We start from the raw sequence: 24,203 nt of genomic DNA on the forward strand, positions 1-24,203 counted from the left end.
ACGATTTCAGTGTTCACCACCCGATCGGAGCCTGACATGACGTCTCTGGATCAATCCCGCGCCCCTCTCCTGGAAGCGCTGGAGAATTACCGTCGCGACAACCGATACGGTTACACGCCCCCCGGCCATCGTCAGGGCAGAGGCGTCGATGACCGCACGCGCACCACCATCGGAGCGGCCGCGTTCGAATCGGATCTCCTCGTGTCGCCCGGTCTCGACGACCGACGGATGTCCAGCGCCTACCTGCCCGACGCCGAGGAGTTGATGGCGGACGCCGTCGGAGCCGAACTCGCATTCTTCTCGACCTGCGGCAGTTCGTTGTCGGTGAAGGCCGCGATGATGGCCGTGGCCGGAGGCGAAGGCGGCGAGCTGCTCATCACCCGCGACGCGCACAAGTCGATCGTCGCCGGGTTGATCTTCTCGGGTCTGCGCCCACGGTGGGTGCGGCCGCGCTGGGACGAGAATCTCCACCTGACGCATCCGCCGTCCCCCGAGGAGGTTCGCAAGGCGTGGGAGACGGACCCGCAGGCGGCCGGCCTCCTCATCGTCAGTCCGACGCCGTACGGCACCTGCGCGGACATCCGGGCGATCGCCGACGTCTGCCACGAGTACGGCAAGCCCTTGATCGTCGACGAGGCGTGGGGCGCGCACCTGCCGTTCCACGACGAGCTGCCCACGTGGGCGATGGACGCCGGAGCCGACGTGTGTGTCGTCAGCGTCCACAAGATGGGCGCGGGATTCGAACAGGGGTCGGTCTTCCACGTACAGGGGGACCTGATCGACCGTTCCCGGCTGTCGCAGTGCGCAGACCTGCTGATGACCACCAGCCCGAGCGTGCCGGTCTACTCGGCGCTCGACGGTTGGCGGCGGTACATGGTCGAGTCCGGGCGCGAAGTCCTCGGCCGTGGCCTCGATCTGGCGCGTCGGGTACGCCGCGCCGTCGACGACATCGACGGTCTCACCGTGATGCACGACGAGCTGCTCCACGAGGAGGCCAGCCACGATCTCGACGAGATGCAGGTGCTCATCGATGTGAGCGAGTTGGGGATCAGTGGCTATCAGTCCGCCGACTGGCTGCGCGACCAGCACTGCATCGACCTCGGGCTGAGCGACCACCGTCGCATCCTCGCGACCATCTCCCACGCCGACGACGAGGACACCGCGGATAGGTTGCTGAGCGCGCTGCGGGATCTCACCTGCGCCGCAGACTCTTTCGAGAGTCCCCGGAAGGTTCATCAGCCGTCGCCGGTCGAGCTGCAGTTGGAGAACCGGATGCTCCCGCGGGATGCGTTCTTCGGCGACACCGAGCGGGTGTCACTCGACGATGCTCCGGGACGTGTTGCGGCCGAACAGATCACACCGTATCCGCCCGGCATCCCGGTGGTGGTCCCCGGAGAGGTGCTGAACGAGTCGGTGGTCGAGTACCTGCGGACCGGCAAGAACGCGGGGATGAATCTGCCCGACGCCGCAGACGACGCGCTGGACACGATCAAGGTGGTGCGTCGCACTCACTCGTAAGCAGGGAAAGCCTTCTCCGACAACACTCGGGCGAGATGGGCCGCATTGCGGGCGGCGGCGTGGGTCGTCTTGTCGACCGGCTCGGGGACCGTGTCGAGGTCCTTGTAGTCGCGGCCGCCCATGGCCTCGTCGTTCCAGTAGGTGCTGCCCTGCCCGGCGATGGTGAACCCGATGTCGTTGAGCGCACCGAACATGTCCGCGATGATCTTGTGGGCGCCGTCCTCGTTGCCGACGACACCGCACATCGCGACCTTGCCCAGCATCGACGGCCGACCGCGGTCGTCGGTCTCGGACACCTCGGCGTCGAGTCGTTCGAGGACTCGCTGGGCGACGCTCGACATGTGGCCGAGCCAGGTCGGGGTGGTGATCACGAGGATGTCGGCTGCCTGGATGCGCTCGAGGATCGCCGGCCACTCGTCACCGTCGCCCATGTCCCGTTCGACACCGGGTTTGATGTCGTGGTCGACGGCGCGGACGACGTCACCCTCGACGCCTTGCTCGGCCAGTGCGTCGAGGATGTGCCGGGCGATGAGGTCGCTGCTCGACGACGCCGGCGAGGGTTTGAGGGTGCAGGTGATGGCGAGAGCTGTGGTCATGTCAGGCGTTTACCCGGTACGACGCCGCCGAATCCCTGCGTCAGCTCGGCTGACGCTCGGCCAGCATCGCCAGGCGGTTGAGGCATTCGCTGAGTCGGGGAGACATGGCGGTCTGCTGGACCACCGGCGGGATCCACTTCAGCGGGGCGGTCTCGACGAACTCTTCCATACCGATGATCGAGCCGTTGCCGTCCTTCTCGATCGTCATCCGGATGCGAGCGCGACCGAACGGCCAGCCGGCGGCGGAGAGCTCCAGCAGCCCGGCCTTCGACTCGCACGAGGTGGTCTCGTCGTTGAGCAGTGCCGGCCAGACACCCACCGAGTGGTGGATTTTCGATCCGGCCTGAGGCCACTCGGCGTCGACGTCGCGGATGCGTGAGGCGCCGACCACCCAGGAGGCGTAGAGCCAGCCGTTGGACAGCACCGACCAGACCTGTGCGGGGGTAGCGGAAGTGTGGCGTTCGACGCGGTTCATGAATGTTCTCCGTTCACTTGTTGTCTCGGGTCTTCGTGAGGCGTTTGTTGAGGGTGCGATTGAATGCTCTTCGCGGCATCCCTCGTAGGCCGTCGGAGGCGAGGGCGGCGCGGGCGGCGTTGTTGCCGCAGGCGCCGTGGACTCCGCCCCCGGGATGTGCGGCCGACCCCGCGAGGTAGAGGCGGTCCACGGGTGTCGTGGCGCCGCCGAGGTTCGGTGACGGTCGGAAGATCAACTGCTGGAACAGTTGTGCCGTTCCCCCGTTCACCGTCCCATGGACGAGGTTGGCGTCGGCGTTCTGCAGGTCGTTCGGTGTCTGGACATGGCGGCCCACAATCATGTCGGCGACGCCGGGAGCGTGTTCCTCGAACACCTCGTCCATCCGCGCGGCGAGGAGCCGAGCCGCCTCGTCGTCGGTGACCCCGCGGGGAAGGTGGCTGTAGGACCATGCACTCTCGGTCCCGACGGGCGACCGTCCGGCATCGGCCGTGGTCATCTGACCGAACAGCAGGAATGGATGCTCGGGGATGTTGCCGGTCTCGATGTCGGCGGTGGAGTAGGCGATGTTGCGCGCGTCCGCGCCGAGGTGAACGGTGCCCGCTCCGGCCAGATTGGCGCTGCGCCATGGGATCTTGCCGTTGATGGCGTAGTTGACCTTCACCACCGGGGTGTCCCAGGTGAACCTCTGCAGGTCGTCCAGTACCCGGGCGGGCACATCGGCAGGAGAGAGCAGTTCGGTGTAGAGCGCGGGTGCCGAGACGTCGGCGAGGACGGCCCGATCGGCTTTCCACCGTCGTCCGTCGTTGTCAACGACGCCGACTGCACGACCTCCCCGGACGTCGATCCCGGTGACCCGGGTGTTGCAATGTACCTGTGCCCCTGCGCTTTCCGCGCGGTGTCGGAGAGCGGCCGAGAGTGCGCTCGCACCACCGACGGGAACCGGGTATCCGGTGTCCTGGCCCAACATGGTCAGCAGGTACCCCATCACCCCGCTTCCGGGTGCGTGAAGGGGGATGTCGGCGTGCAGAGCGTTGCCCAGGATGAGAAGGCCGGCTTTCTCGCTGCGGAACAGTTCGCGCACCATCTGGTCGGCGGGCAATATCAGGAAACGCGCCAGGCGCAGGGCATCCGCGGTGCCGATCGAGCGCAACAGGGACAACACGGCGCGGACCGGCGGAAAAGGCCCGAAGAGGGTGTTGAGGATGGCGGGTCGCAGAGTCTCCCACTGACCGACGAGGTCGAGCCATGCCCGGCCGTCGTGCGGGTCGAAGGTGGCGAGGTGTGCGGCGGTGTCGGCGGCGTCGGGGTGGATGACCGGGGCGTCGTCGTCCTCGGGTCCGGCGGGGTGCCCGAACGCCAGCGGCGCCCGACTCCACTCGAGCCCGTGGTCTTCGAGAGCGAGGTCGGCGAAGACCGGGGAGGCCACCGCAAGCGGATAGAACGCGCTGAAGAGATCGGTGACGTAGCCGGGGGTCAACTCGGCACTTCTGATCGCGCCGCCCACCTCGGGAGCGGCTTCGAGGACGGTGACGTCCCAGCCGGCGTCGGCCAGCCGGATGGCGGAGATGAGCCCGTTGTGTCCGGCGCCCACGACGACTGCGTCCGACACTCGTCCCCAACTCCTCTCGATCGCTTTCGGGCCGGTCGGCCCATGGTGAAGAGGGGTACCCGCGCGGCCACCGCGTAAACGCGGCGGAGGTGTAGGACGACTCCGCCCGGGTAGTCCGGTTGGGTGAAGGTCTCCCTGAATCTTGGCCACGTGTGGCACCCGCGAGTCACCGACGACCGCCTCCGTCGGCTGTGTGCCGGACGAGGCGCCGTCATCACCGGCGCCGGGTCGGGAATGGGCAGATCGCTCGCAAACCGGCTGGCAGCCGCCGGGATACCGGTCCTGCTCAGTGACGTCGACTCGCTGGCCCTGGCCGAGACCGCGAAGTCTGCGGCCGACCGCGGGGCGAAGGTGGAGGCCACCGAAATGGACGTCGCCGACGCCGCTGCGGTCACCGCCTACGCCGACGAGATGACCCGACGCCACGGCGCGCCGGCGCTGGTCTTCAACAACGCGGGCATCACGATGGTCGCATCCGTCCTCGACGAGGACGACGACTACGCGCGGCGGATCATGGCGGTCAACTTCGGGGGTGTCGTGAACGGCACGCAGGCGTTCCTGCCGCACCTCGAGGCCGGGGGCGGACGAATCGTGAACACCTCGAGCGCATTCGGGTTGATGGGGTCGCCCGCGCAATCCGCGTACTCGGCGTCGAAGTTCGCCGCTCGCGGGTTCTCGGAGAGCTTGCAGGAACAGTTGCGCGGCAGCGGATCCCGTGCACGAATCCATATAGTCTGCCCGGGGGTCGTTCACACCGCCATCGCCCGGCGGGCCCGGTACATTGACCCGGCGGTGCGGGAGTACGTCACCAAGGGCTTCGACCGACGGCTACCCGGTGCGCACCCCGATGCCGCGGCCGCGGCGATCCTCGCCGGCGTTCTCGGTGATCGCGATCGAATCCTCGTCGGGATCGACGCACGCGCGCTCGACATCGGTGTCCGGATTCTGGACGGGGCGCTGCAACGACCCCTCGCGACGGTGACGGGACCGGTGTTCCGCCGGATTCTCGGCGGGCGGTGACGGGGCACGGCGCAGCGCAGCGGTTCAGCCCTCGGAGGGGTGCTGCGAGAACAGCTTTCGGGTCGCAGGACCTTCGAGTACTTCACCGGAGTGGCTGAACCGTGAACCGTGTAGCGGGCAGTCCCAGGACTGCTCGGCGTCGTTCCAGCGCAACACGCCGTACAGGTGCGTGCACAGCGGGGCGACGGACTGCGTCTGTCCGGCCACGGTGCACACGCCCTTCGGTGAAGCGCCGGAGTGTCCGACGCTGCCGTCGCCTTCGGCGGGTGATGAGTTCGCCGGTTTCAACAGACTCAGGTAACCGCCGACCATGTAGGCCGCGACCTGCGCGTTGGCCGATGCCGCCGAGGCCAGCGATCCAGGCTTGGTGATCTCGGACGAGCGCCAGGGGCGCAGGCTCGTCGACCACGGTGGTTCCGAGCCCAGGATCCGTCCGGTCATCGACAACGCCGCGGCGACGCCGTTGGTGAGGCCCCACTTCGCGAATCCGGTGGCGACCTGAACGCTATCCATGCCGGGCAGAAGCGGTCCGACGTAGGGCATTTCGTCGATCGTCACGTAATCCTGCGCCGACCAGCGCGCCACCATGCGGGCGGTGGGGAAGTGCTTCTCGGTCCACGCGATCATGTCCAGGGCGTGTTGACGTTCGGACTTCGTGCGTCCCACCTCGTGACCGAAACCGCCGACCATCAGCAGCTCGCCGTCGTAGCCCGGCCGTGTCGCGGTTCGCAGGGACACCGACGGGTTGTCGGCGCCGAGGTACATCTCGCGCGGGATCTCCCCGTCGACGACGAAGGCTGCCGCATACGAGCGTTGTGGATGCACCCGGGCGAAGAACCCCGCGCGGTCGAGGAAGGGGACGCCGGTCGCGAGCACGACCGATTCGGCGCGGATGTCACCGGCGTCGGTGGTGAGGGTGTGGGGCGTGCCGTGGCGCAGACCTTGCACGTGCACCCCCTCGTAGAGGTGGCCGCCGTGTGCGCGGAGGTCGTCGGCGAGGGCGCGGAGCACCACCATCGGGTCGATCTGCGCCTGCCCCTCGAGGCGGATGGCCGTCTTGACGTCGAACGGCAGTTCCGGACAATCGACGTGCTCGACCGGGATGTCATGCGCCCGGCAGGCCTCGAACTCCTTCTCCACGGTCTTCGCGCCCGACGTAGTGGCCGCGAACGTCAGTGCTGCACGCTCGTCGACCTGCAGGCCGCGATGGGTGAGGTAGTGCCGCAACCATGCCTGGCCCTCACGGTTCGCCTCGACGTAGTCCTGCACCGCGGACTTCCCGTGCCGACTCGAGATCGATGACAACCGCGTGCCCTGCAGCAGTGAGAGCTTGCCGGTGGTGTGGCCGGTCGCTGCGGCACCGATGTGGCGTCGCTCGAGGACGGCGACCTTCTGTCCGGCCCGCGCCAGCAGAAGTCCCGTGGTCAGGCCGGTGATGCCACCGCCCACGACGATCTGGTCATAAGTGTCCACCGTCCCGAACGGGGTGGTCTCGGGACGCACGTCGGGGAGTCCGGCGTGATCGGAGTCGTTCGCCGGGTCGAACCAGAGGGTTTTCATGGTGGTCGGGGTTGCCGCGATCCGGGTTGATCAAACATCAGGCGGTCGAGCATTTCGTCGCGGGGAGCTGCGGGGTAGGGTTTTCGACTGGGAATCGAAAACACCTCGCCGGGGTTGTCAGAGTACGACCGGCGAAAGGCGGATGACATGAGTACGTCCACATACGGACCGGGCGCGGGTATCGCCGACCGTGCCGATCTCGTCGTGGTCGGGGCCGGTATCGCGGGCCTGACGGCCGCACTGTGCGCCGCGGAGAGCGGACTGTCGGTCGTCGTGGTCAACAAGGGCCCCAGCTGGCGTCCCGACCGTGGGGAGCAACCGACCTCGACGTTCTACGCCCAGGGCGGGGTCGCGGTGGTCATGCCCGGTGTGCGCTCGACCGGTCCGGACGACGTCGACTCGATCGATCTGCACCTCGCCGACACGCTCGCCGCCGGCAGTGGCCTCACCGACCCTGCGGCGACGCGCCCGATCCTGGCCGACGGGTGGTCATCGGTGTCCGCGCTGATCGGGTGGGGCGCCGACTTCGATCGCGACGCCGACGGTGAACTCCTGCGCACACGCGAAGGCGGCCACTCCGTGCGACGGATCATCCACGCCGGCGGTGACGCGACGGGCGCCGCGATCCAACGTGCGCTCAACGACGCCGTCGCGCAGCGGGAGGCCGACCCCGGGCAGTCCATCCGTTTCCTCGACGACGCGATCGTCACGGAGGTCCGGGTCGACGACGGACGGGTCACGGGAGTGGCCTATCTGCAGGACGACCGGTGGGGTGTGGTCCACGCGCCGACGGTCCTGCTCGCCACCGGCGGTGCGGGCCATCTCTACGCGGCGACGACCAATCCGTCCGGTGCCACCTGTGACGGCATCGCGCTGGCGTTGCGGGCCGGAGCGCACGTCGCCGACCTCGAATTCATCCAGTTCCACCCCACGATGCTCTACACGCCGGGCGCCCGTGGACGTCGGACGCTCATCAGCGAGGCCGTGCGAGGGGAGGGCGGGCGACTCGTCGACGCGCACGGACGGTCGGTGACCGACGGCGTGCACCCGATGGGCGACCTCGCGCCCCGCGATGTGGTCGCGAACGCCGTGGAGACCGCCATCGAGCTGACCGGGCATCCCTGCGTCTACCTCGACATCAGCGGGGTGCCCGACTTCGAGCGGCGATTCCCGACGGTCAGTGCCGGAATCCGGTCGGCTGGTCTCGACCCGGCCGGCAACCGCATCCCCGTCGTACCGGGTGCCCACTACCTCTGCGGTGGCGTGGTGACCGACGACGAGGCGCGTACCGCCGTCGACGGTCTCCTGGCCGCCGGGGAGGTCGCTCGGACCGGCTTGCACGGGGCCAATCGACTGGCGTCGAACAGCCTGCTCGAAGGCCTCGTCATGGGCCGACGTGCCGCGGCGGTCGCCGTCGGACGACGTGACCTGCGGCCGGCCGGCACCGGTCCCCTCGCGACGCCCGGACCATTGCCGATCCTCGACCGCGAGCTGCTGCAGGACATGATGTCGAGACAGGTGGCTCTTCGCCGATCCGCCGACGGGTTGGCGTACGCGGCCGAAACGATCGCGAGTGCGCCGCGGCGGGTTCCCGCGACGGTGCGCGAGGTCGAGGATGCCGCGCTCACGCTGACCGCGGCGGCGGTCATCGCGGCGGCCACCGCCCGCACCGAGTCGCGTGGCGCCCACGTCCGAACGGACTTTCCCCTCACGGCCGAGATCGGGGAATCCCACACCTTCCGCCTCGTCGACGGAGAGATCCGAGAGTCGGGACTCGCCGGCATCACGGCCTGAGAGGACGCCCGCGCCGCGCACCCGCGGGCACAGATAGATGCGGTCGTCGGATACGAGAGATACATTGGCGCCGATGACCCAGAGCTCACCGGACGCGCGCGACACCGAACCCCACGACGACTCCGACGCCCCGCGGCACGAGACCATCGACCTCGGACACATCACCCTCCATACGCTGGAGTGGGGTCCGGTCGACGGCCCGGTTGCAGTGTGTCTTCACGGTTTTCCGGACTCGGCGTGGACATGGCGTCTGCTCGCTCCTGAACTGGTTGCCGCCGGTTATCGCGTCGTCGCGCCGTTCACCCGCGGGTACGCGCCGTCGGACATCCCGCGCGACAAGGACTTTCACGTCGCAGCGCTCGCCTACGACGCCCGGGAGATCCACCGGGCGGTCGGTGCCGGTCCCGACGCGGTGCTCATCGGGCATGACTGGGGTGCGCTGACGGTCAACGCCCTGTCGCACCGCTCGGACAACCCGTACTCGGCGGTCGTCGCGATGTCGGTTCCGCCGATCCCCGCGATCCGGAGCGCGGTCGCCGAGGGACCGGGTGCAGTTCGGCTTCTGGCGCGGCAGGCGACCATGAGCTGGTACATCGGGTTCAACCAGTTGCCCTGGTTGCCCGAGCGCAGTCTCGGCTGGCTGATCCCCCTGCTGTGGCGCCGCTGGCGGTTACGACGCCCCGGCACGCCGCGGCCGAACTACGACCTCGACATCGACCGGGCCCTCGCCGCGCTGCCGACGCGCGAGCATCGCACTGCCGTCCTGGGTTACTACCGGGCAATGCTCCGGCCGCGGACCGACACGCGCTACGCGGACCTCAGCCGGGACTGGTTGCGCGAACCCCTTTGCCGCACGCTGTATCTGCACGGCGCCGACGACGGCTGCATGCAGGCGAGACTCACCGACCACGTGCGCGGCGTGTTGCCCCACGGCAGTGCCACTGCGGTCATCGCGGACGCCGGGCACTTCCTCCACCTCGATAGCCCGGAGGAGGTGAATCGCCGGATCGTGATGTTTGTCGCCGGGACGCGCGGGGACGAACAGGGTGACACCGGACCGGCCTCCTTCGTAGACTGACGCCCGGGATCTTCACAGCACCGCGGCCATCGGGGACGCCGTGGCGCTTGCCGGGGGGCGAGCCGAGATCGGCGAACACTCGAGACCACTGCGAAGACCGGCGTGGCATGGCTGGATGGCGCGCGTAGACGTGAAGCACTGCAGGTATGAAGGGGAGTCCGTATGAACGGCGAAGGCTGTTGGTCGACGGTGGTGTGCCGGCCGACCGAACGGGCGGCGCTGGGACTGTCGGGTGATTCCGATTGGTTGCTGCAGTGTCGTCTCGCGATCGGCCATCGCGGGAATCACGCGACGGATGCGAGCACCCACCCGAGGCACGATCGTCGCCTCTGGCTGGAGTGGAACGACTTCGACGATCGCGCCCAGTCGCTCATCGAACGCAACCCGTGCCCGGTCCCGTCGCCGGAAGGGGTCGGGTGCGTCTTCTTCGTCGGCCACGGCGGGCCCCACTTCTTCGCGCACTCGAACGGACACGCCCCGTCGGTGATGACGGGCGCCGGAGCAGGAAATCATCAACGACCTGCACCGGGGCCTGGCCGGACGGTTCCGCAACCCCCGACCCCGAATCCGCAACGAATGGGGTCGCACCGGCTGCCCGACTCTCATCAACCGCCCACTCCGCCGGTCACGGAGCCTTCTTCCGAGCCCGCTCACGGTGCGACGCCCGAACCGCCTCCGGAGTCGGGATACCGCGGCGGCCGTCGATCCACCAACGCCGAACCGGTCGTGTCCGAGGACTACCACGGTCGACGCCATCGATCTGACGCGCCGAGCCAGGACGTTTCCGGCCCGGCGGTGCCCAGCACGGCAGCACCCAACACGGCTGGACCGGGCCCGGCGCCGGTGAACCCGGTGACACCGGCTCACGCCGCGCCGGCGCTTCCGGACGTCTCCCCCTCTGAGGGGGCCGTTGTCCCTCCTGTCGGCGTCCCGGGTGCGCAGGTGACCGACCAGGACTCGGAGATCTCCGAGACGGAAGCCACGCGCCGTGCAGAGATCAGCGCGGCACTCGACGATGTCGCCGTGGCCCTGGCGCGCCTCGCCGCCGCCCTGCGGCCGTAGCTCCCGCGGTTCCTCGAACCCGACGCGTCATGCGTCGGGGTTTCGTGTTGCGGTTTGTTCGACGACCGACCGACCGGATCAAATACGGTAGGGGGGTACCGTTGGCGGGCGAACGCTGGTATACCTGTTGAGGCATACCCCTAAGGGGTACCCGTCACCACAGGAGCGACATGGACGAGCACCAGCACGGCTACATCGGCCGCAAGGACGACTATCTCAAGCGTCTCCGCCGCATCGAGGGCCAGGCACGTGGGCTGCAGCGCATGGTCGAAGAGGACTCGTACTGCATCGACATCCTCACCCAGGTGTCGGCCATGACCAAGGCGTTGCAGGCGGTCAGCCTCGGTCTGCTCGAGGAGCACATGGCCCACTGCGTCGTACACGCCGCGCAGGAGAGCGACGCCGCCGGCAAGGAGAAGGTCGACGAGGCCATGGCCGCGATCGCCCGACTCGTGAAGTCCTGACACCGACCGACCCGCCGCCAACCACGAGACAGCAATCAGAGGAGAACCCGTGAGCACCACCAGCAGCTACACCGTCACCGGGATGACCTGCGGCCACTGCGTCGCTTCCGTCCGCGAGGAGATCGAGGAGATCGCCGGCGTGACCAGTGTCGACGTGACCCTCGAAGACGGAGCCGTACGCGTCGTCGCCGACCGTGAGATCCCGCGCGAGGAGATCGCCGGAGCGGTCGCCGAAGCCGGGTACTCACTGGTGTGACATGAGCATTCCCAAGGGCCCCCTGGTCTACGTCGTCGCGCTGATCGCCGCCTTCGCGATCGCCTTCGGCGTCGGCCGGGCATGGGGACCGCAACCCGAGCCGGTCACCCACGACGCACCCTCGCACGGCGTCGTCGAGACGGCCGTTCCGGACTCCGCTCCGCATGGCGACATGACACATGGAGGTGACCACTGATGTCCGCGAGTCCCGGCCTGCAACTGGTCGACCTCGACATCTCCGGAATGACCTGCGCGTCGTGTGCGAACCGCATCGAGCGGAAACTGAACAAACTCGACGGTGTCACCGCCTCGGTGAACTACGCGACCGAACGTGCCCACGTCGAGGTCCCCACCGGTCTCGCCGCTGACGACCTCGTCAAGGTGGTCCGCGCCGCCGGTTACGACGCCGCGCCGATCCTGCCGGACCCGCCCGCTGGGTCGACGGACACGACCGACGCCGCATCGACGGCAGACCCGGAACTCGACGCGCTGCGGCAGCGGCTGATCGTCTCGGCGGTGCTGTCGGTCCCGGTGATCGCCCTCGCGATGATCCCGGCCTGGCAGTTCACCTACTGGCAGTGGCTGTCGCTGACGCTCGCCGCGCCGGTGGTCGTGTGGGGCGCCTACCCGTTCCATCGCGCAGCATGGATCAACCTGCGTCACGGCGCGACCACGATGGACACCTTGGTGTCGGTCGGCACGCTCGCCGCGTTCGGTTGGTCGCTGTACGCGCTCTTCCTCGGTACCGCCGGGACGCCAGGCCTCACCCACGGGTTCGACCTGCTTCCCCAACGCGCCGACGGGGCCTCGCACATCTATCTCGAAGCGGCCGCGGGCGTGACGACCTTCCTGCTGGCGGGTCGTTACTTCGAGAAGCGGTCCAAGCGACGCGCCGGTGATGCACTACGTGCCCTGATGGATCTCGGCGCCAAAGACGTCGTGGTCCGACGACACGGCGTCGACTCCCGAATTCCGATCGGGCAGTTGGCGGTTGGTGACGAGTTCGTGGTGCGCCCGGGCGAGAAGATCGCGACCGACGGCATCGTCGTCGAAGGTGCCTCGGCAATCGACGCGTCGATGGTGTCCGGGGAATCGGTCCCGGTCGAGGTGACCGTGGGCGATGCGGTCATCGGCGCGACCGTCAACACCAGCGGACTGCTCGTCGTCCGGGCGACCGCCGTCGGTTCCGACACGGCCCTCGCGCAGATGGCACGCATGGTCGCCGCCGCGCAGGAGGGGAAGGCGGACGCACAGCGACTGGCCGACCGGATCTCCTCGGTGTTCGTCCCCGCGGTGATCGCGATCTCGATTGCCACGCTGGGCTTCTGGCTCGGCGCGGCGTCGTTGGACGACTTCGCGGGTGGCGACGTGACTTTCGCGTTCACGGCGGCGGTCGCGGTCCTCATCATCGCCTGCCCGTGTGCGCTCGGGCTCGCCACTCCGACCGCACTCATGGTCGGCACGGGCCGCGGCGCACAGCTGGGCATCCTGTTGAAGGGGCCCGAGGTGCTGGAGTCGACCCGACGCGTCGACACCATCGTGCTGGACAAGACCGGCACCGTCACCTCCGGCGACATGTCGGTGTCGACGGTGACCGTCGCCGGCGGTCAGGATGAGTCGCAGGTGCTCGCGTGGGCGGCTGCGGTGGAAGCGGGGTCGGAACATCCGATCGGTCGTGCCGTCATCGCTGCGGGTCGTGACCACGTGACCGAGAAGGCGCGAGACTTCGTGTCCACCCAGGGTGCCGGTGTCGCAGCCACGGTGGGGGACAAGCGAGTTCAGGTCCTCTCACCCGGTAAGGTCACCGTGCCGCTGCCCGGGGACCTCGCGGACGCGGTGTCGACTGCCGAATCAGGTGGTGCGACGGCGGTCGTCGTCCTCGTCGGCGACGTGAACGACGCTGCGTCCGAACCGGTCGCGGTCGGCGTGATCGCGGTGGCCGACCGCATCAAGCCATCGTCGGCCGAGGCCATCGCCGAATTCCGGCGCCTGGGACTCACGCCGAAGCTGCTCACCGGTGACAACGAAGGTGCGGCGAGAGCTGTTGCGGCAGAAGTGGGAATCGATGACGTGACCGCGGGGGTCAGTCCGCAACGCAAGCTCGAGGTGATCGCCGAACTCCAGGCGCAGGGCCATGTGGTGGCGATGGTCGGCGACGGCATCAACGACGCCGCCGCACTGGCGCAGGCCGACCTCGGTCTCGCGATGGGCACCGGCACCGATGTGGCGATGGCGGCCAGCGACCTCACGGTCGTGAGTGGTGACCTCCGCGTGGTCGCCGACGCCATCCGGTTGGCGCGTCGAACCCTCGGCACGATCAAGGGAAACCTGTTCTGGGCCTTCGGTTACAACGTCGCCGCGATCCCACTGGCGGCAGCCGGCATGCTCAACCCGATGATCGCCGGGGCCGCGATGGCGCTCTCCTCGGTGTTCGTCGTGGGGAACAGCCTGCGGTTGCGGAGATTCTCCCCGGCCCGCTGACAACCGCCCACAAAGACCGGTTGGCAGCCTGGTTTCGATACGGACCTCGGCTGGCGCCTCGGCCCTACTCAACCAGCGGGTATGCGCTCCTGCTGGTTGAGTAGGTTCGAGCCGCTAGGCGAGAACCGTATCGAAACCAGCTCACGCGCGCGAGGTCACCTTCGCTGCGGCGTGCCGACCGGCGCGCCGGCCGAAGTACGATCCCTCGCCCAATTGCGTTCCGCTGCAATATCCCTTGCAGTCCTGGGCGATGTTGGTGGCACTCGCGCCCGCGGCGTAGAGGCCCTTGATGACCGATCCGGATTCGTCGAGCACCTCACCGTCGAGCGAGGTGGCCATGCCGCCCATGGTGAAGCCGGCGTACATCGCCTTGCCGAGCGAGAGGTCGTAGGCAGCCCACGGACCCTTGTCCTGGGGTTCGAGGAACTCGGCCGCCTTGTGGAAGTCGGGATCTTCCTTCTTCGCGGCGTTCTCGTTGTACCTGGCCATGGTCGCCTGGAGTTTGCCCTCGGGGATGCCGAGGTCGCGCTCCATCTCCTCGATCGTCTCCCAGCCGTCGATCAGCGGGATCAGGTAGTTCTGCTTGGGATTCATGTGCGATTCGTCGACGATGAGGAATGCCGCCGAATCCGGTTGTTCCATGATGAATCCCGACGTGCGGGCGTGGTAGGAGTCCTCGGTGACGAACCGCTCGCCGAATTTGTTCACGATGACGCCCATGACCATGCTGGCGGGCGGATAGATCGGCGCGGTGATGAACGCCTTGTCCATGTACTTCAGCTCGGCGCCCACCGACCGGCCCATGCGCAGTCCGAGGCCGTCGTCGTAGGTGTTGCCGAGGACGAACGGCTTCTCGGCGAGGTGCGGCGTGTGCTCGGCGACCATCTCGGGGTTCATCACGAAGCCGCCCGCGGCGATGATCACCGAGGTGGCGCGGATGACGCCCTCCTCGCCGGGCTTCTTCCAGGTCACGCCGGCGACGGTTCCGTCGGAGTCGACGACGAGTTGCCGTGCGCCGGTCTCATAACGGACCTCGACGCCGAGTTCGCCGAGACGCTTGACGAGCAGGTCGATCACCAGGGAGGCGCCACCGGTCTCACCGGGAACCGGCACCTTGTGGCCGCGCGGGGCGGGGACGGCCTGGTCCTTGAACGGCCACACCTTCTCGTTGCCGGTGAACATCAGGCCTTCGGTGCCGGGCTGGATGACGGCCTTCTCCGGGTAGAAGCTGCGCTCGAAGGTGAAGCCCAGCCCCTCGAGCCAGTTGAAGTGGTCCACGCTGTCGACGCAGTACGCGTGGATCTTGTCGACCTCGGGGTCGATGGACACCGCGGTCAGGTACTTCTCCATCTCCTCGGGCGAGTCGTCCTGGCCGGTCGCCTTCTGGACGGCGGTGCCGCCACCGAGATAGAAGAAGCCTCCCGACAGGGAGGTGGTGCCGCCGGCCGCGGCGGCGCGTTCGATGAGCAGGACGCGCGCGCCGTTCGCTGCGGCCTCCGCGGCGGCGCATCCGCCCGCGATGCCGAATCCGATCACGACGACGTCGACCTCGTCGGAGAATTCGGTCACCGATTCGAGGGCGACGGTCTCCGGGATCTCGGTACTGGTAGCCATGCGGCCAGATTAGCGGACAAACTAGAACCTGTTCTAGTCTTGGTGACCATTCAGCGGGAGGTCGCCGGATCGTGACCGAAACAGCAGGTCAGCCGATCGATCGTCGGATGAACAGTCGGCGTCCGGTGCGGACCCGCCGCCATGTGCGCGAACTCCGGTATCAAGAAGTGTGACCATCTTGTCGGACCCCCGCGCACACGACGCCGCTCCCTGGGTGGCGGGACTCGTCGCGGTGGGTGCCGGGCTGGCCGCGGGGGAGATCGCCGCGGTCCCGGTGTCGCCGGACGCGTCGCCGTACTTCGCGGTCGGCTCGTCGGTGGTCGACCACTCGCCCCAGGCGGTCCGCGAATGGGCCATTCAGACCTTCGGCATCGCCGACAAGGTCGCCCTCTTCGTCGGGATGGGCTTCATCATCGCCGCGATCGCCGGCGCCTGCGGGTACCTCGAGCGGCGCCGTCCACCGCTCGGGTCCGCGATCATCGCGGTCTTTGCAGCCGTCGGCGTGCTGGCGGCCGTGAACCGGCCGGGCGCGTCGTGGACCTATGCGCTGCCTTCGATCCTCGCCGGGGTCGTGGGCGTCGTCGTACTGAGGCTGTTGCTGGCCCAGCTCGCCGACGAGCCGCCGCGGTTCGTCGACGGGGACGCCGAAGATGTTGACCGTCAGCCTCTTTCACGGCGATTCGTCCTCGCTGCAGGCGGTGTGGCGGTGGCCGCCGTCGCGATCGGCGTCATCGGCCGTCGTATGCTCGCCGACACCGCGAGCACGTTGGCCGACCGCGCGCGGATCCTGCTGCCGAAACCCGTCGACCCAGCCCCGCCGATCCCGCCCGGAACCGCGCTGAACCTTTCCGGCGCAACGCCTTTCATCACCGGGAGCGACGACTTCTACCGGATCGACACCGCGCTCCAGGTCCCGACGCTCACCACCGTCGAATGGCGACTGCGGATACACGGAGAGGTCGACAGGGAGGTGACCCTCACCTGGGATGACCTGCTGGCGATGCCCATGACCGAACGGTTCGTGACGCTGGCGTGCGTGTCCAACGACGTCGGGGGAGACCTGATCGGCAACGCCCGGTGGCTCGGCGTGCCGATGCAAAAAGTCCTCGACCTTGCCGGCGTACGCCCCGGGGCTGACATGCTGTTGTCCACCAGTGTCGACGGATGGACTTGCGGCACACCGATTTCGGACATCACCGACGGCCGGGACGCCCTGCTGGCGGTCGGTATGAACGGGGGGCCGTTACCGATCGAACACGGATACCCGGTCCGGCAGGTGGTTCCCGGCCTGTACGGATACGTGTCGGCGACCAAGTGGGTTGTCGACTGGGAGATCACCAGGTTCGCCGAGGCCAGGGCGTACTGGACCGACCGCGGATGGTCGGCGCTCGGGCCCATCAAACTGGCCTCGCGGATCGACCGCCCGGCCCGGGGTACCTCCCATCCTGCGGGTGAGGTCGTCATCGCCGGGGCCGCATGGGCACAGCACGTAGGTGTCGAGCGCGTCGAGGTCCGGATCGACGACGGACCGTGGCAGCCCGCGGAGCTCGCGACCGAGTACAGCGTCGACACCTGGCGGCAGTGGAAATTCAACTGGAAAGCGGACAAAGGCGACCACACGGTCACATGCCGTGCGATCGACAAGCGGGGGCGCCCGCAGGTCGAGCGGTACCAGTCTCCTGCACCCGATGGCGCGACCGGTCTCGACGAACTTAGATACACCGTTACCTGATCTGTTCCAACGGATTAGGGCGTTACCGGCCGGTATTCGTAAATCTCATGATGAATCCCTCTGTCAAGGGCGAGTGAGGTATCCAACTCTCCTGAGATGACGCTGAGACCTCGTGTTATCTTCTTCCAACCTCTATATGTGAGCCGGGTGACAGTCATCGCTGTCGAAAGCCCGCGCACTTCGTGACCTGCGTCAGGTCGTCCGCACCGCCGACACATGGCGGAGCTGCACGATTTGCACGCAGGTTACGACGTTCTGCACATGTGCGCCGACGTCGGCGCCGAAAACGAGGCGGCGCTGGGAACAGCGTCGCCACCAGACAGGGTGAGTGAAATGACAGTGGGTGTCGTGCGCGAGACGGCCCCGGGGGAGCGCCGCGTGGCGCTCGTCCCGAAGGTGGCCGCCTCGCTGGTGGGCAAGGGTGTGCCCGTCGTGGTGGAGTCGGGGGCCGGTCTCGGCGCCCTGATTCCCGACGAGGCGTACACCGAAGCCGGGGCCACGATCGGTGACCCGTATTCGGCTGATGTGGTGTTGCGGGTGTCGCCGCCGTCGGATGACGAGATCGGCAAGCTGCGCAGCGGGCAGAAGCTGATCGGCTTCCTGGCACCGCGCAATGCCGACAACAAGATCGGCGCCCTGCGTGCGGCGGGCGTGGAGGCCTACGCGGTGGAGGCGATCCCGCGTATCTCCCGCGCACAGGTGATGGATGCGCTGAGTTCGCAGGCCAACGTGGCCGGCTACAAGTCGGTGATCGTGGCCGCGGACCTGTCGACGCGGTTCTTCCCGATGCTGACCACGGCGGCGGGCACGGTGAAGCCGGCGACGGTGCTGGTGCTCGGCGTCGGTGTGGCCGGCCTGCAGGCGCTGGCCACGGCCAAGCGCCTGGGCGGTCGGACCACCGGTTACGACGTGCGTCCCGAGGTGGCCGAACAGGTCCGGTCGGTCGGAGCGCAGTGGCTCGATCTCGGTATCGACGCCGCCGGCGAAGGCGGTTACGCCCGTGAACTGACCGAGGAAGAACGCGCGCAGCAGCAACAGGCGCTCGAGGACGCGATCAAGGGCTTCGACGTGGTGGTCACCACCGCGCTGGTCCCGGGCCGTCCGGCCCCGCGCCTGGTGACCGCGGCCGCGGTCGAGGGCATGAAACCGGGCAGCGTCGTGGTGGATCTGGCCGGTGAGACCGGCGGCAACTGCGAGCTCACCGAACCCGGGCAGACCGTCGTGAAGCATGACGTGACGATCACCGCGCCGCTGAATCTGCCGGCGACGATGCCCGAGCATGCCAGCGAGCTGTACTCGAAGAACCTCCTCGCGCTGATCGAGCTGATGCTCGATGACAACGGCGCGATCACACCGGATTTCGACGACGAGGTGCTCGCCGCTGCGTGCGTCACCCGTGACTCGCAGGAGGCGAAGGCCTGATGTATTCCGGACTTCTGGCGAATCTCGCGATCCTGGTGTTGGCCGGGTTCGTCGGTTTCGCGGTCATCTCGAAGGTTCCCAACACCCTTCACACCCCGTTGATGTCGGGCACGAACGCCATCCACGGCATCGTCGTGCTCGGTGCACTGGTGGTGCTGGGCAAGCTTCCTGCCGATGCCGGGTGGGGTGTGCGGATCATCGCGTTCGTCGCGCTGGTGTTCGGCACGCTCAACGTGATCGGTGGCTTCGCGGTCACCGACCGGATGCTGGGCATGTTCAAGGGTAAGAAGGAGGCCGCCAAGTGATCGGCTCGCAACTGGTGCTCGCCGCAGGCGCGCACACCCCGAGCGAGGGCCTGTCCTACCTGGTCATGGCGCTCTACATTGTGTCCTTCTCGCTGTTCATCTACGGCCTCATGGGCCTGACCGGCCCGAAGACCGCCGTGCGCGGCAACTGGATCGCCGCGACGGGTATGGGTCTGGCGGTGGCGGCGACGCTGCTCTACATCTACAACGCCGGCGCGGTCGGCGAGGACGGTCATTCGACGGTCGGCGTGCCGACGATCAACTGGATCCTGATCGTGATCGGCCTGGTTCTCGGTGTGGTGCTGGGTATCCCGCCGGCGTTGAAGACCAAGATGACGGCCATGCCGCAGCTGGTGGCACTGTTCAACGGTGTCGGCGGTGGCACGGTTGCGCTGATCGCGTGGTCGGAGTTCATCGAGACCTCCGGGTTCTCGGTGTTCCACAACACCGAACCGGCCTCGCCGCTGGTGGTGGGTTCGCTGATCGCGGCGATCATCGGTTCGATCTCGTTCTGGGGATCGCTGGTGGCGTTCGCGAAGCTGCAGGAGATCATGCCGAAGGGTCTGGAGAAGACCTTCGTGGCGAACGCGAAGCTGTTCCAGGCCGCCAACATCGTGCTGCTGCTGGTCGCGTTGGGTCTGGCGATCTACCTGGGCGTGCAGGCCGCCGACGGTGGCGGGGCCAGCGTGTGGTGGATGGTCGGGTTGCTGCTCGCCGCGGGCGTGATGGGTCTGTTCGTGGTGTTCCCCATCGGCGGCGCGGACATGCCGGTGGTGATCTCGCTGCTCAACGCGATGACAGGCCTGTCGGCCGCAGCGGCGGGTATCGCGCTGGACAACACCGCGCTGATTGTGGCCGGCATGATCGTCGGCGCGTCGGGTTCGATCCTGACCAACCTGATGGCCAAGGCGATGAACCGGTCGATCCCGGCGATCGTGTTCGGCTCGTTCGGTGGCGGCGACGCCGCAGCCGCCGGTGGTCCCGGCGCCGAGGGCGGCACCGTCAAGGCCACCTCCGCCGCCGACGCCGCGATCCAGATGGCCTACGCCAATCAGGTGATCGTGGTGCCCGGTTACGGTCTGGCCGTGGCCCAGGCCCAGCATGCGGTCAAGGAGATGGCGAGCCTGCTCGAGGCCAAGGGCGTGGAGGTCAAGTACGCCATCCACCCGGTGGCCGGTCGTATGCCGGGGCACATGAACGTGCTGCTGGCCGAGGCCGACGTCGAGTACGACGCGATGAAGGAGATGGACGACATCAACGGCGAGTTCGGCCGTACCGATGTCGCGATCGTGATCGGCGCCAACGATGTCACCAACCCGGCCGCCCGTAACGATCCGTCCAGCCCGATCCACGGCATGCCGATTCTCAACGTCGACGAGGCGCGGTCGGTGATCGTGCTGAAGCGGTCGATGAGTTCGGGTTATGCCGGTATCGAGAACCCGCTGTTCTTCGCCGACGGCACCTCGATGCTGTTCGGTGACGCGAAGAAGAGTGTCGACAGCGTCATCGAGGAACTCAAAGCGCTGTAAGCGCTTCCGGTTTCGACGAGAAGACCCCCGGGCCCCGCGAATGCGGTCCCGGGGGTCTTGTCGTTTCGGTCAGGGCAGGATGTCGAGGGCGGCGGAGACGATGCTGTCGGTGTCGATGCCGTGATGTCGGTAGACGTCGTCGAGGGAGCCGACCTGACCGAACCGGGAGACACCGAGATTGGTGCTGCGCACCCGGTTGATACCGGCCAGGAACGCCAGGGTGTGCGGGTGCCCGTCGAGGACCGTGACCATCGGGGTGGCACGGTCACTCGGGAAGAGTTGATCCAGAATCCAGCTCTCACCGTTGCCTCGACCCTGGCGCGCCTGCCAGGCCTCGAACAGGAGTCCGGGGCTCGTGATGCAGAGGACGTCGGCGTCGATCCCCTGCTGCTGCAACCGATCTGCCGCGGCGAGTGCTTCGGGGATCAGGGCCCCCATCGCCACCACCGTCACCTGTGCGTTCTCACTCCGTCGAAGTGGGTAACCGCCGGCGACGACCTGACGGCGTCGACGTTCGCGCGCGGCCGGATCGGTCGGCACCGCGGCGAGGGACTGGTCGACCGGACGGGTGGAGAGACGTAGATACGCCGAGGTGCCGTCCGGGCGGCCGAGCCGGGACAGGGAAGCCAGCAGGGTCCACTCGACGTCGATCCCGAACGCCGGTTCGTAACTGACACAACCCGGTTGCTCGAGACCGATCGACGGTGTCTTGATCGATTGGTGCGCGCCGCCTTCGGCAGCGAGCGTGACCCCGGAGGGGGTGCCGACCAGGATCGACTGGCCGCCGGCGTAGATGCCGTACGACCACGGTTCCAGGGCGCGTTCGACGAAGGGGTCGTAGAGCACGCCGATCGGCAGCAGCGGCTGTCCCCAGCGGCTCCACGTGGCACCGAGTTCGCCGATCAGACCCACCAGATTGGTCTCGGCGATACCGAGTTCCATGTGCTGCCCGGTGGGCCGCTCGTTCCAGTGCATGATCGTCTCGGGATCGTCGGCGAACCAGTTGTGGCGCTCGGTGGGCGACCAGACGCCGACCTTGTTCACCCAGCCGCCGAGATTGGTGGTCGAGCTGACGTCGGGGCTCACGGTGACGACACGCTTCGCCGCCTCCGGCGACTGACGGGTCAGGTCGAGCAGCGACCGACCGAGCGCGGCCTGGGTGGTGCTGGTGCCCTTCGGGGTGCGACCGAAGTCGGCCGGGATCTCGACGTCGGGCAACGAAGGTACCGGATCCCGCTGAAGGCGTCGTGCTGCAGCGGCACACAGACGACCTGCCGGGTCGTCGTCGGTGAACCGACCCCACGGTCGGTCCGGGTCCGTCCCCAGGGCCGCCGCCAGTTGCCGGTACTCCTCGACGGTCAGCAGCGCCGAATGGTTCTGGGGGTGGCCCTGCGTGGGCAACCCGTAACCCTTGATGGTGTAGGCGATGATCACCGTCGGACGGGTGTCATCGATCTGCCGGTACGCCTGCGACAGCGCCTGCAGGTCGTGACCGCCGAGGTTGCGGACCGCTGCCAAGAGGGTTTCGTCGTCCAGTGCGGCGATGAGTTCGGTGATCTTCCCGCTCTCGGAACCGGTGCCGGGCAGACGGTCACGGACCTCGTCCGCGGCGCAGCGGAGCAGTCGCTGATACTCCGGGTTCGGCATCTGCAGGATGCGGGTCCGCAGTGCGTCGCCGCCGGGGCGGGCGAAGAGGGATTCGAGCAGCTGTCCGAACCGTACGGGGATGACCTGCCAGCCGGCCGCTTCGAACATCTTCTCCAGGCGACGGGCGGCGATGTTCGGCACGACGCGGTCCAGTGACTGGCGATTGAGGTCGACGATCCACACAACCTCGCCGAGATCGGCGATCCCCGGATCAAGGATGGCCTCCCAGACGGCGCCCTCGTCGAGTTCGGCGTCGCCGACGAGCGAGTACTGCCGGCCGCGGCCGGTGTCGCCGACGTGGGTGTCGACGTAGCGTCGTGCCATCGCGCCCCAGATCGGGGCGGTCGCGCCGATGCCGACCGAGCCGGTGGAGTAGTCGACGGTGTCCGGGTCCTTGGCGCGGCTGGGGTAGGACTGGAGGCCGCCGAACTCGCGGAGCGTGGTCAGGTACTTCTCGTCGAGCTCGCCGAGCAGGTAGTTGATGCTGTGGAGCACCGGCGACGCATGGGGTTTCACCGACACGCGATCACCGGGGCGCAGGTGCTCGAACCACAGCGAGGTCATGATCGAGACCATCGACGCGCACGACGCCTGGTGTCCGCCGACCTTCAGACCGCTGGGATTCGGCCGAACCCGGTTGGCGTGGTGGATCATCGAGGTCGACAGCCAGAGCACACGTTGCTGGATCGACTCGAGCGCGGCTTGTTCGGGCGTCACTGCGTCGCCGAGTGACGGCGGCGCGGCGACGGTGTCGAGAAATGCGGACTGGGACACGGGAACTCACTTTCGAACACCACCCACGCGAACCGCGGCACGGCGTGCGGATGTGAAGGTTTGACGACGCCCCTTCGGCGGCGACGGATCGGCCGCGACCGGCAGGGCGAAATCCGGGTCGCCTACGGGGTTGTGTTCCGTCGGGGCTGGCCGGTTCTACGAGAAGGTGTGCTCACAGTCCAGCAATGACAGTCGGTTTGCGCAATACTTGTCAGCGGAACTGAGCAGTATGCGCACCTTCAGCGGGGGTGTGGGGAACGGAGGTTGGCATCTTGCCAAGCGAACATCGGGCCGACCGGATCGACGCCAAGATCCTGACGGTCCTCGCCGAGGACCCTCGGGCCACGGTGATGGCGGTCGCCGAGCGGACCGGGCTGTCCCGCAACACCGTTCAGGCCCGGTTGAGCAAGCTCGACGCCGCGGGCGCCTTGCGTTCCTTCGAGCGGCGCGTCGATCCGGCTGTCCTGGGATATCCGCTGCAGGCCTACGTGCTCACCAATGTCACCCAGCGCAAGCTGGATCAGGTAGGTGCAGCGCTCGAGGCAATACCCGAGGTCCTGCAGGTCCACGGCCTCACCGGGGTCGCCGACCTGCTGGTGCACGTCGCCGCGAAGGATGCGGACGATCTGTACCGCATCGCCGGGGACATCCTGGACATCAAGGGCGTCAAGCGCACCACGACCGCTCTGGTGATGAGGGAGATGGTGGACTTCCGGGTCCGCCCGCTGCTCGACGCTCTCGCCGAGTAGCTGCGTCGAGCCCCGATGAGTTTCCCGGGCGAGCCGTGTCTATCCCTGCACGACCACCACATCGCTCGACCACCAGGGAGAACATCATGGCCACCGACATCACCACGCGGAACTCGTCCGAGACCACCAGTAGCCGTAATTTGCGCCGAATCGTGGGAATCGTCATCAGCGTCCTCGTCGGCGCATTCCTCGCATTCGACGTCATCGGGAAGCTGACCCGCCCGCAGGCGGTGATCGACGGTACCGAGAAGCTCGGCTTCGACTCCGACCAGGCCATCGTGATGGGCGTGGTGTTGCTCGTCTGCCTTGTCGTGTACGCGATCCCGCGGACGGCGGTGCTGGGCGCGCTCGGCATCACCGCCTACCTCGGCGGCGCGGTCACCGCGAACATGCGGATCGAGGAACCGCTCTTCAGCACGGTTCTGTTCGCGGTCTATCTCGGCGTGCTGATGTGGATCGGCCTGGTCCTGCGTCGTCCGGAACTGTTGAAGGTCGCCGGTTTGCGGCGCTGACCAGCG

General features: G+C 67.8%; 21 protein-coding genes. 15 read left to right on the plus strand and 6 right to left on the minus strand.

What is annotated here, in order from left to right; genetic code table 11:
* Positions 1-45: 45 nt before the first annotated feature.
* Entirely contained in the window at positions 46-1,518 is a 1,473-nt protein-coding gene (locus tag GONAM_RS20555; protein WP_040537132.1) for an aminotransferase class I/II-fold pyridoxal phosphate-dependent enzyme, read from the plus strand.
* Here the strand turns inward: GONAM_RS20555 and GONAM_RS20560 are convergent.
* From GONAM_RS20560 to GONAM_RS20570, 3 genes are read right to left on the minus strand one after another with little or no spacing between them, the layout of a single operon-like run.
* Positions 1,509-2,114 carry a flavodoxin family protein gene (locus GONAM_RS20560; RefSeq protein WP_006868679.1) on the minus strand — a complete coding sequence of 202 codons (606 nt, stop codon included), beginning with the start codon at positions 2,112-2,114 and terminating at the stop codon, positions 1,509-1,511. The two genes, GONAM_RS20555 and GONAM_RS20560, sit on opposite strands and share 10 nt — an antisense overlap.
* 40 nt (positions 2,115-2,154) lie before the next feature.
* Positions 2,155-2,589, minus strand: coding sequence for an SRPBCC family protein (locus tag GONAM_RS20565; RefSeq protein ID WP_006868680.1), 435 nt, complete (start codon positions 2,587-2,589; stop codon positions 2,155-2,157).
* A 13-nt stretch (positions 2,590-2,602) separates the two neighbouring features.
* Positions 2,603-4,198, minus strand: coding sequence for a phytoene desaturase family protein (locus GONAM_RS20570; RefSeq protein ID WP_006868681.1), 1,596 nt, complete (start codon positions 4,196-4,198; stop codon positions 2,603-2,605).
* A 150-nt stretch (positions 4,199-4,348) separates the two neighbouring features.
* Between GONAM_RS20570 and GONAM_RS20575 the strand changes: the two genes are divergently transcribed.
* Positions 4,349-5,218, plus strand: coding sequence for an SDR family NAD(P)-dependent oxidoreductase (locus GONAM_RS20575; RefSeq protein ID WP_280985376.1), 870 nt, complete (start codon positions 4,349-4,351; stop codon positions 5,216-5,218).
* A 24-nt stretch (positions 5,219-5,242) separates the two neighbouring features.
* On the opposite strand, the gene GONAM_RS20580 is transcribed toward GONAM_RS20575, so the two are convergent.
* Positions 5,243-6,778, minus strand: a complete 1,536-nt coding sequence (locus tag GONAM_RS20580; RefSeq protein WP_006868683.1) for an FAD-dependent oxidoreductase — start codon at positions 6,776-6,778, stop codon at positions 5,243-5,245.
* 147 nt (positions 6,779-6,925) lie between these two features.
* Between GONAM_RS20580 and nadB the strand changes: the two genes are divergently transcribed.
* The 7 genes from nadB to GONAM_RS20615 all read left to right on the plus strand — a co-directional run bounded on the left by nadB (position 6,926) and on the right by GONAM_RS20615 (position 13,913).
* Entirely contained in the window at positions 6,926-8,572 is a 1,647-nt protein-coding gene (nadB, locus tag GONAM_RS20585; RefSeq protein ID WP_006868684.1) for an L-aspartate oxidase, read from the plus strand.
* Positions 8,573-8,645: 73 nt separating this feature from the next.
* Positions 8,646-9,650, plus strand: coding sequence for an alpha/beta fold hydrolase (locus GONAM_RS20590; protein ID WP_040537101.1), 1,005 nt, complete (start codon positions 8,646-8,648; stop codon positions 9,648-9,650).
* A gap of 162 nt (positions 9,651-9,812) precedes the next feature.
* Positions 9,813-10,712, plus strand: coding sequence for a hypothetical protein (locus GONAM_RS20595; RefSeq protein ID WP_006868686.1), 900 nt, complete (start codon positions 9,813-9,815; stop codon positions 10,710-10,712).
* Positions 10,713-10,882: 170 nt separating this feature from the next.
* The gene (locus GONAM_RS20600; RefSeq protein WP_005196646.1) at positions 10,883-11,176 is read left to right on the plus strand and encodes a metal-sensitive transcriptional regulator; all 294 of its coding nucleotides are present in this window, start codon (positions 10,883-10,885) and stop codon (positions 11,174-11,176) included.
* 49 nt (positions 11,177-11,225) lie between these two features.
* The gene (locus GONAM_RS20605) at positions 11,226-11,432 is read left to right on the plus strand and encodes a heavy-metal-associated domain-containing protein (protein ID WP_006868687.1); all 207 of its coding nucleotides are present in this window, start codon (positions 11,226-11,228) and stop codon (positions 11,430-11,432) included.
* A gap of 1 nt (position 11,433) precedes the next feature.
* Positions 11,434-11,628, plus strand: a complete 195-nt coding sequence (locus GONAM_RS20610; RefSeq protein ID WP_006868688.1) for a hypothetical protein — start codon at positions 11,434-11,436, stop codon at positions 11,626-11,628.
* The gene (locus tag GONAM_RS20615) at positions 11,628-13,913 is read left to right on the plus strand and encodes a heavy metal translocating P-type ATPase (RefSeq protein ID WP_006868689.1); all 2,286 of its coding nucleotides are present in this window, start codon (positions 11,628-11,630) and stop codon (positions 13,911-13,913) included. Before GONAM_RS20610 ends, GONAM_RS20615 begins: the two co-directional genes overlap by 1 nt.
* 141 nt (positions 13,914-14,054) lie before the next feature.
* Here the strand turns inward: GONAM_RS20615 and GONAM_RS20620 are convergent, their stop codons facing one another.
* A complete protein-coding gene (locus tag GONAM_RS20620; RefSeq protein WP_006868690.1) occupies positions 14,055-15,527 on the minus strand; it encodes an FAD-binding protein in 1,473 nt (490 codons plus the stop codon).
* Between the two features lie 178 nt (positions 15,528-15,705).
* Between GONAM_RS20620 and GONAM_RS20625 the strand changes: the two genes are divergently transcribed.
* From GONAM_RS20625 to GONAM_RS20640, 4 genes are all read left to right on the plus strand, one after another.
* On the plus strand, positions 15,706-17,259 hold the full coding sequence (locus GONAM_RS20625; protein WP_006868691.1) for a molybdopterin-dependent oxidoreductase: 1,554 nt from the start codon (positions 15,706-15,708) through the stop codon (positions 17,257-17,259).
* 333 nt (positions 17,260-17,592) lie between these two features.
* Positions 17,593-18,681, plus strand: coding sequence for a Re/Si-specific NAD(P)(+) transhydrogenase subunit alpha (locus tag GONAM_RS20630; RefSeq protein WP_006868692.1), 1,089 nt, complete (start codon positions 17,593-17,595; stop codon positions 18,679-18,681).
* Positions 18,681-18,986: an NAD(P) transhydrogenase subunit alpha part 2 gene (locus GONAM_RS20635; protein WP_006358004.1), complete on the plus strand. Its 306-nt coding sequence runs from the start codon at positions 18,681-18,683 to the stop codon at positions 18,984-18,986. The genes GONAM_RS20630 and GONAM_RS20635 overlap by 1 nt, the downstream gene beginning before the upstream one ends.
* A complete protein-coding gene (locus GONAM_RS20640; RefSeq protein WP_006868693.1) occupies positions 18,983-20,515 on the plus strand; it encodes an NAD(P)(+) transhydrogenase (Re/Si-specific) subunit beta in 1,533 nt (510 codons plus the stop codon). Before GONAM_RS20635 ends, GONAM_RS20640 begins: the two co-directional genes overlap by 4 nt.
* 69 nt (positions 20,516-20,584) lie before the next feature.
* On the opposite strand, the gene GONAM_RS20645 is transcribed toward GONAM_RS20640, so the two are convergent.
* Positions 20,585-22,936 carry a thiamine pyrophosphate-binding protein gene (locus GONAM_RS20645; RefSeq protein ID WP_006868694.1) on the minus strand — a complete coding sequence of 784 codons (2,352 nt, stop codon included), beginning with the start codon at positions 22,934-22,936 and terminating at the stop codon, positions 20,585-20,587.
* A gap of 272 nt (positions 22,937-23,208) precedes the next feature.
* On the opposite strand from GONAM_RS20645, the gene GONAM_RS20650 reads away from it, so the two are divergent.
* Entirely contained in the window at positions 23,209-23,685 is a 477-nt protein-coding gene (locus tag GONAM_RS20650) for an Lrp/AsnC family transcriptional regulator (protein WP_006868695.1), read from the plus strand.
* A gap of 86 nt (positions 23,686-23,771) precedes the next feature.
* A complete protein-coding gene (locus GONAM_RS20655) occupies positions 23,772-24,197 on the plus strand; it encodes a DoxX family protein (protein ID WP_006868696.1) in 426 nt (141 codons plus the stop codon).
* The last annotated feature ends 6 nt before the right edge of the window (positions 24,198-24,203 follow it).

This window comes from Gordonia namibiensis NBRC 108229 (assembly GCF_000298235.1).
Taxonomy (GTDB): Bacteria; Actinomycetota; Actinomycetes; order Mycobacteriales; family Mycobacteriaceae; genus Gordonia; species Gordonia namibiensis.

Bases quoted from the DNA above. Each gene is read 5' to 3' on its own strand.
- GONAM_RS20560 (WP_006868679.1), bottom strand. From the start codon at position 2,114: ATGACCACAGCTCTCGCCATCACCTGCACCCTCAAACCCTCGCCGGCG.
- GONAM_RS20565 (WP_006868680.1), bottom strand. From the start codon at position 2,589: ATGAACCGCGTCGAACGCCACACTTCCGCTACCCCCGCACAGGTCTGG.
- GONAM_RS20580 (WP_006868683.1), bottom strand. From the start codon at position 6,778: ATGAAAACCCTCTGGTTCGACCCGGCGAACGACTCCGATCACGCCGGA.
- nadB (WP_006868684.1), top strand. From the start codon at position 6,926: ATGAGTACGTCCACATACGGACCGGGCGCGGGTATCGCCGACCGTGCC.
- GONAM_RS20590 (WP_040537101.1), top strand. From the start codon at position 8,646: ATGACCCAGAGCTCACCGGACGCGCGCGACACCGAACCCCACGACGAC.
- GONAM_RS20595 (WP_006868686.1), top strand. From the start codon at position 9,813: ATGAACGGCGAAGGCTGTTGGTCGACGGTGGTGTGCCGGCCGACCGAA.
- GONAM_RS20600 (WP_005196646.1), top strand. From the start codon at position 10,883: ATGGACGAGCACCAGCACGGCTACATCGGCCGCAAGGACGACTATCTC.
- GONAM_RS20610 (WP_006868688.1), top strand. From the start codon at position 11,434: ATGAGCATTCCCAAGGGCCCCCTGGTCTACGTCGTCGCGCTGATCGCC.
- GONAM_RS20615 (WP_006868689.1), top strand. From the start codon at position 11,628: ATGTCCGCGAGTCCCGGCCTGCAACTGGTCGACCTCGACATCTCCGGA.
- GONAM_RS20620 (WP_006868690.1), bottom strand. From the start codon at position 15,527: ATGGCTACCAGTACCGAGATCCCGGAGACCGTCGCCCTCGAATCGGTG.
- GONAM_RS20630 (WP_006868692.1), top strand. From the start codon at position 17,593: ATGACAGTGGGTGTCGTGCGCGAGACGGCCCCGGGGGAGCGCCGCGTG.
- GONAM_RS20635 (WP_006358004.1), top strand. From the start codon at position 18,681: ATGTATTCCGGACTTCTGGCGAATCTCGCGATCCTGGTGTTGGCCGGG.
- GONAM_RS20655 (WP_006868696.1), top strand. From the start codon at position 23,772: ATGGCCACCGACATCACCACGCGGAACTCGTCCGAGACCACCAGTAGC.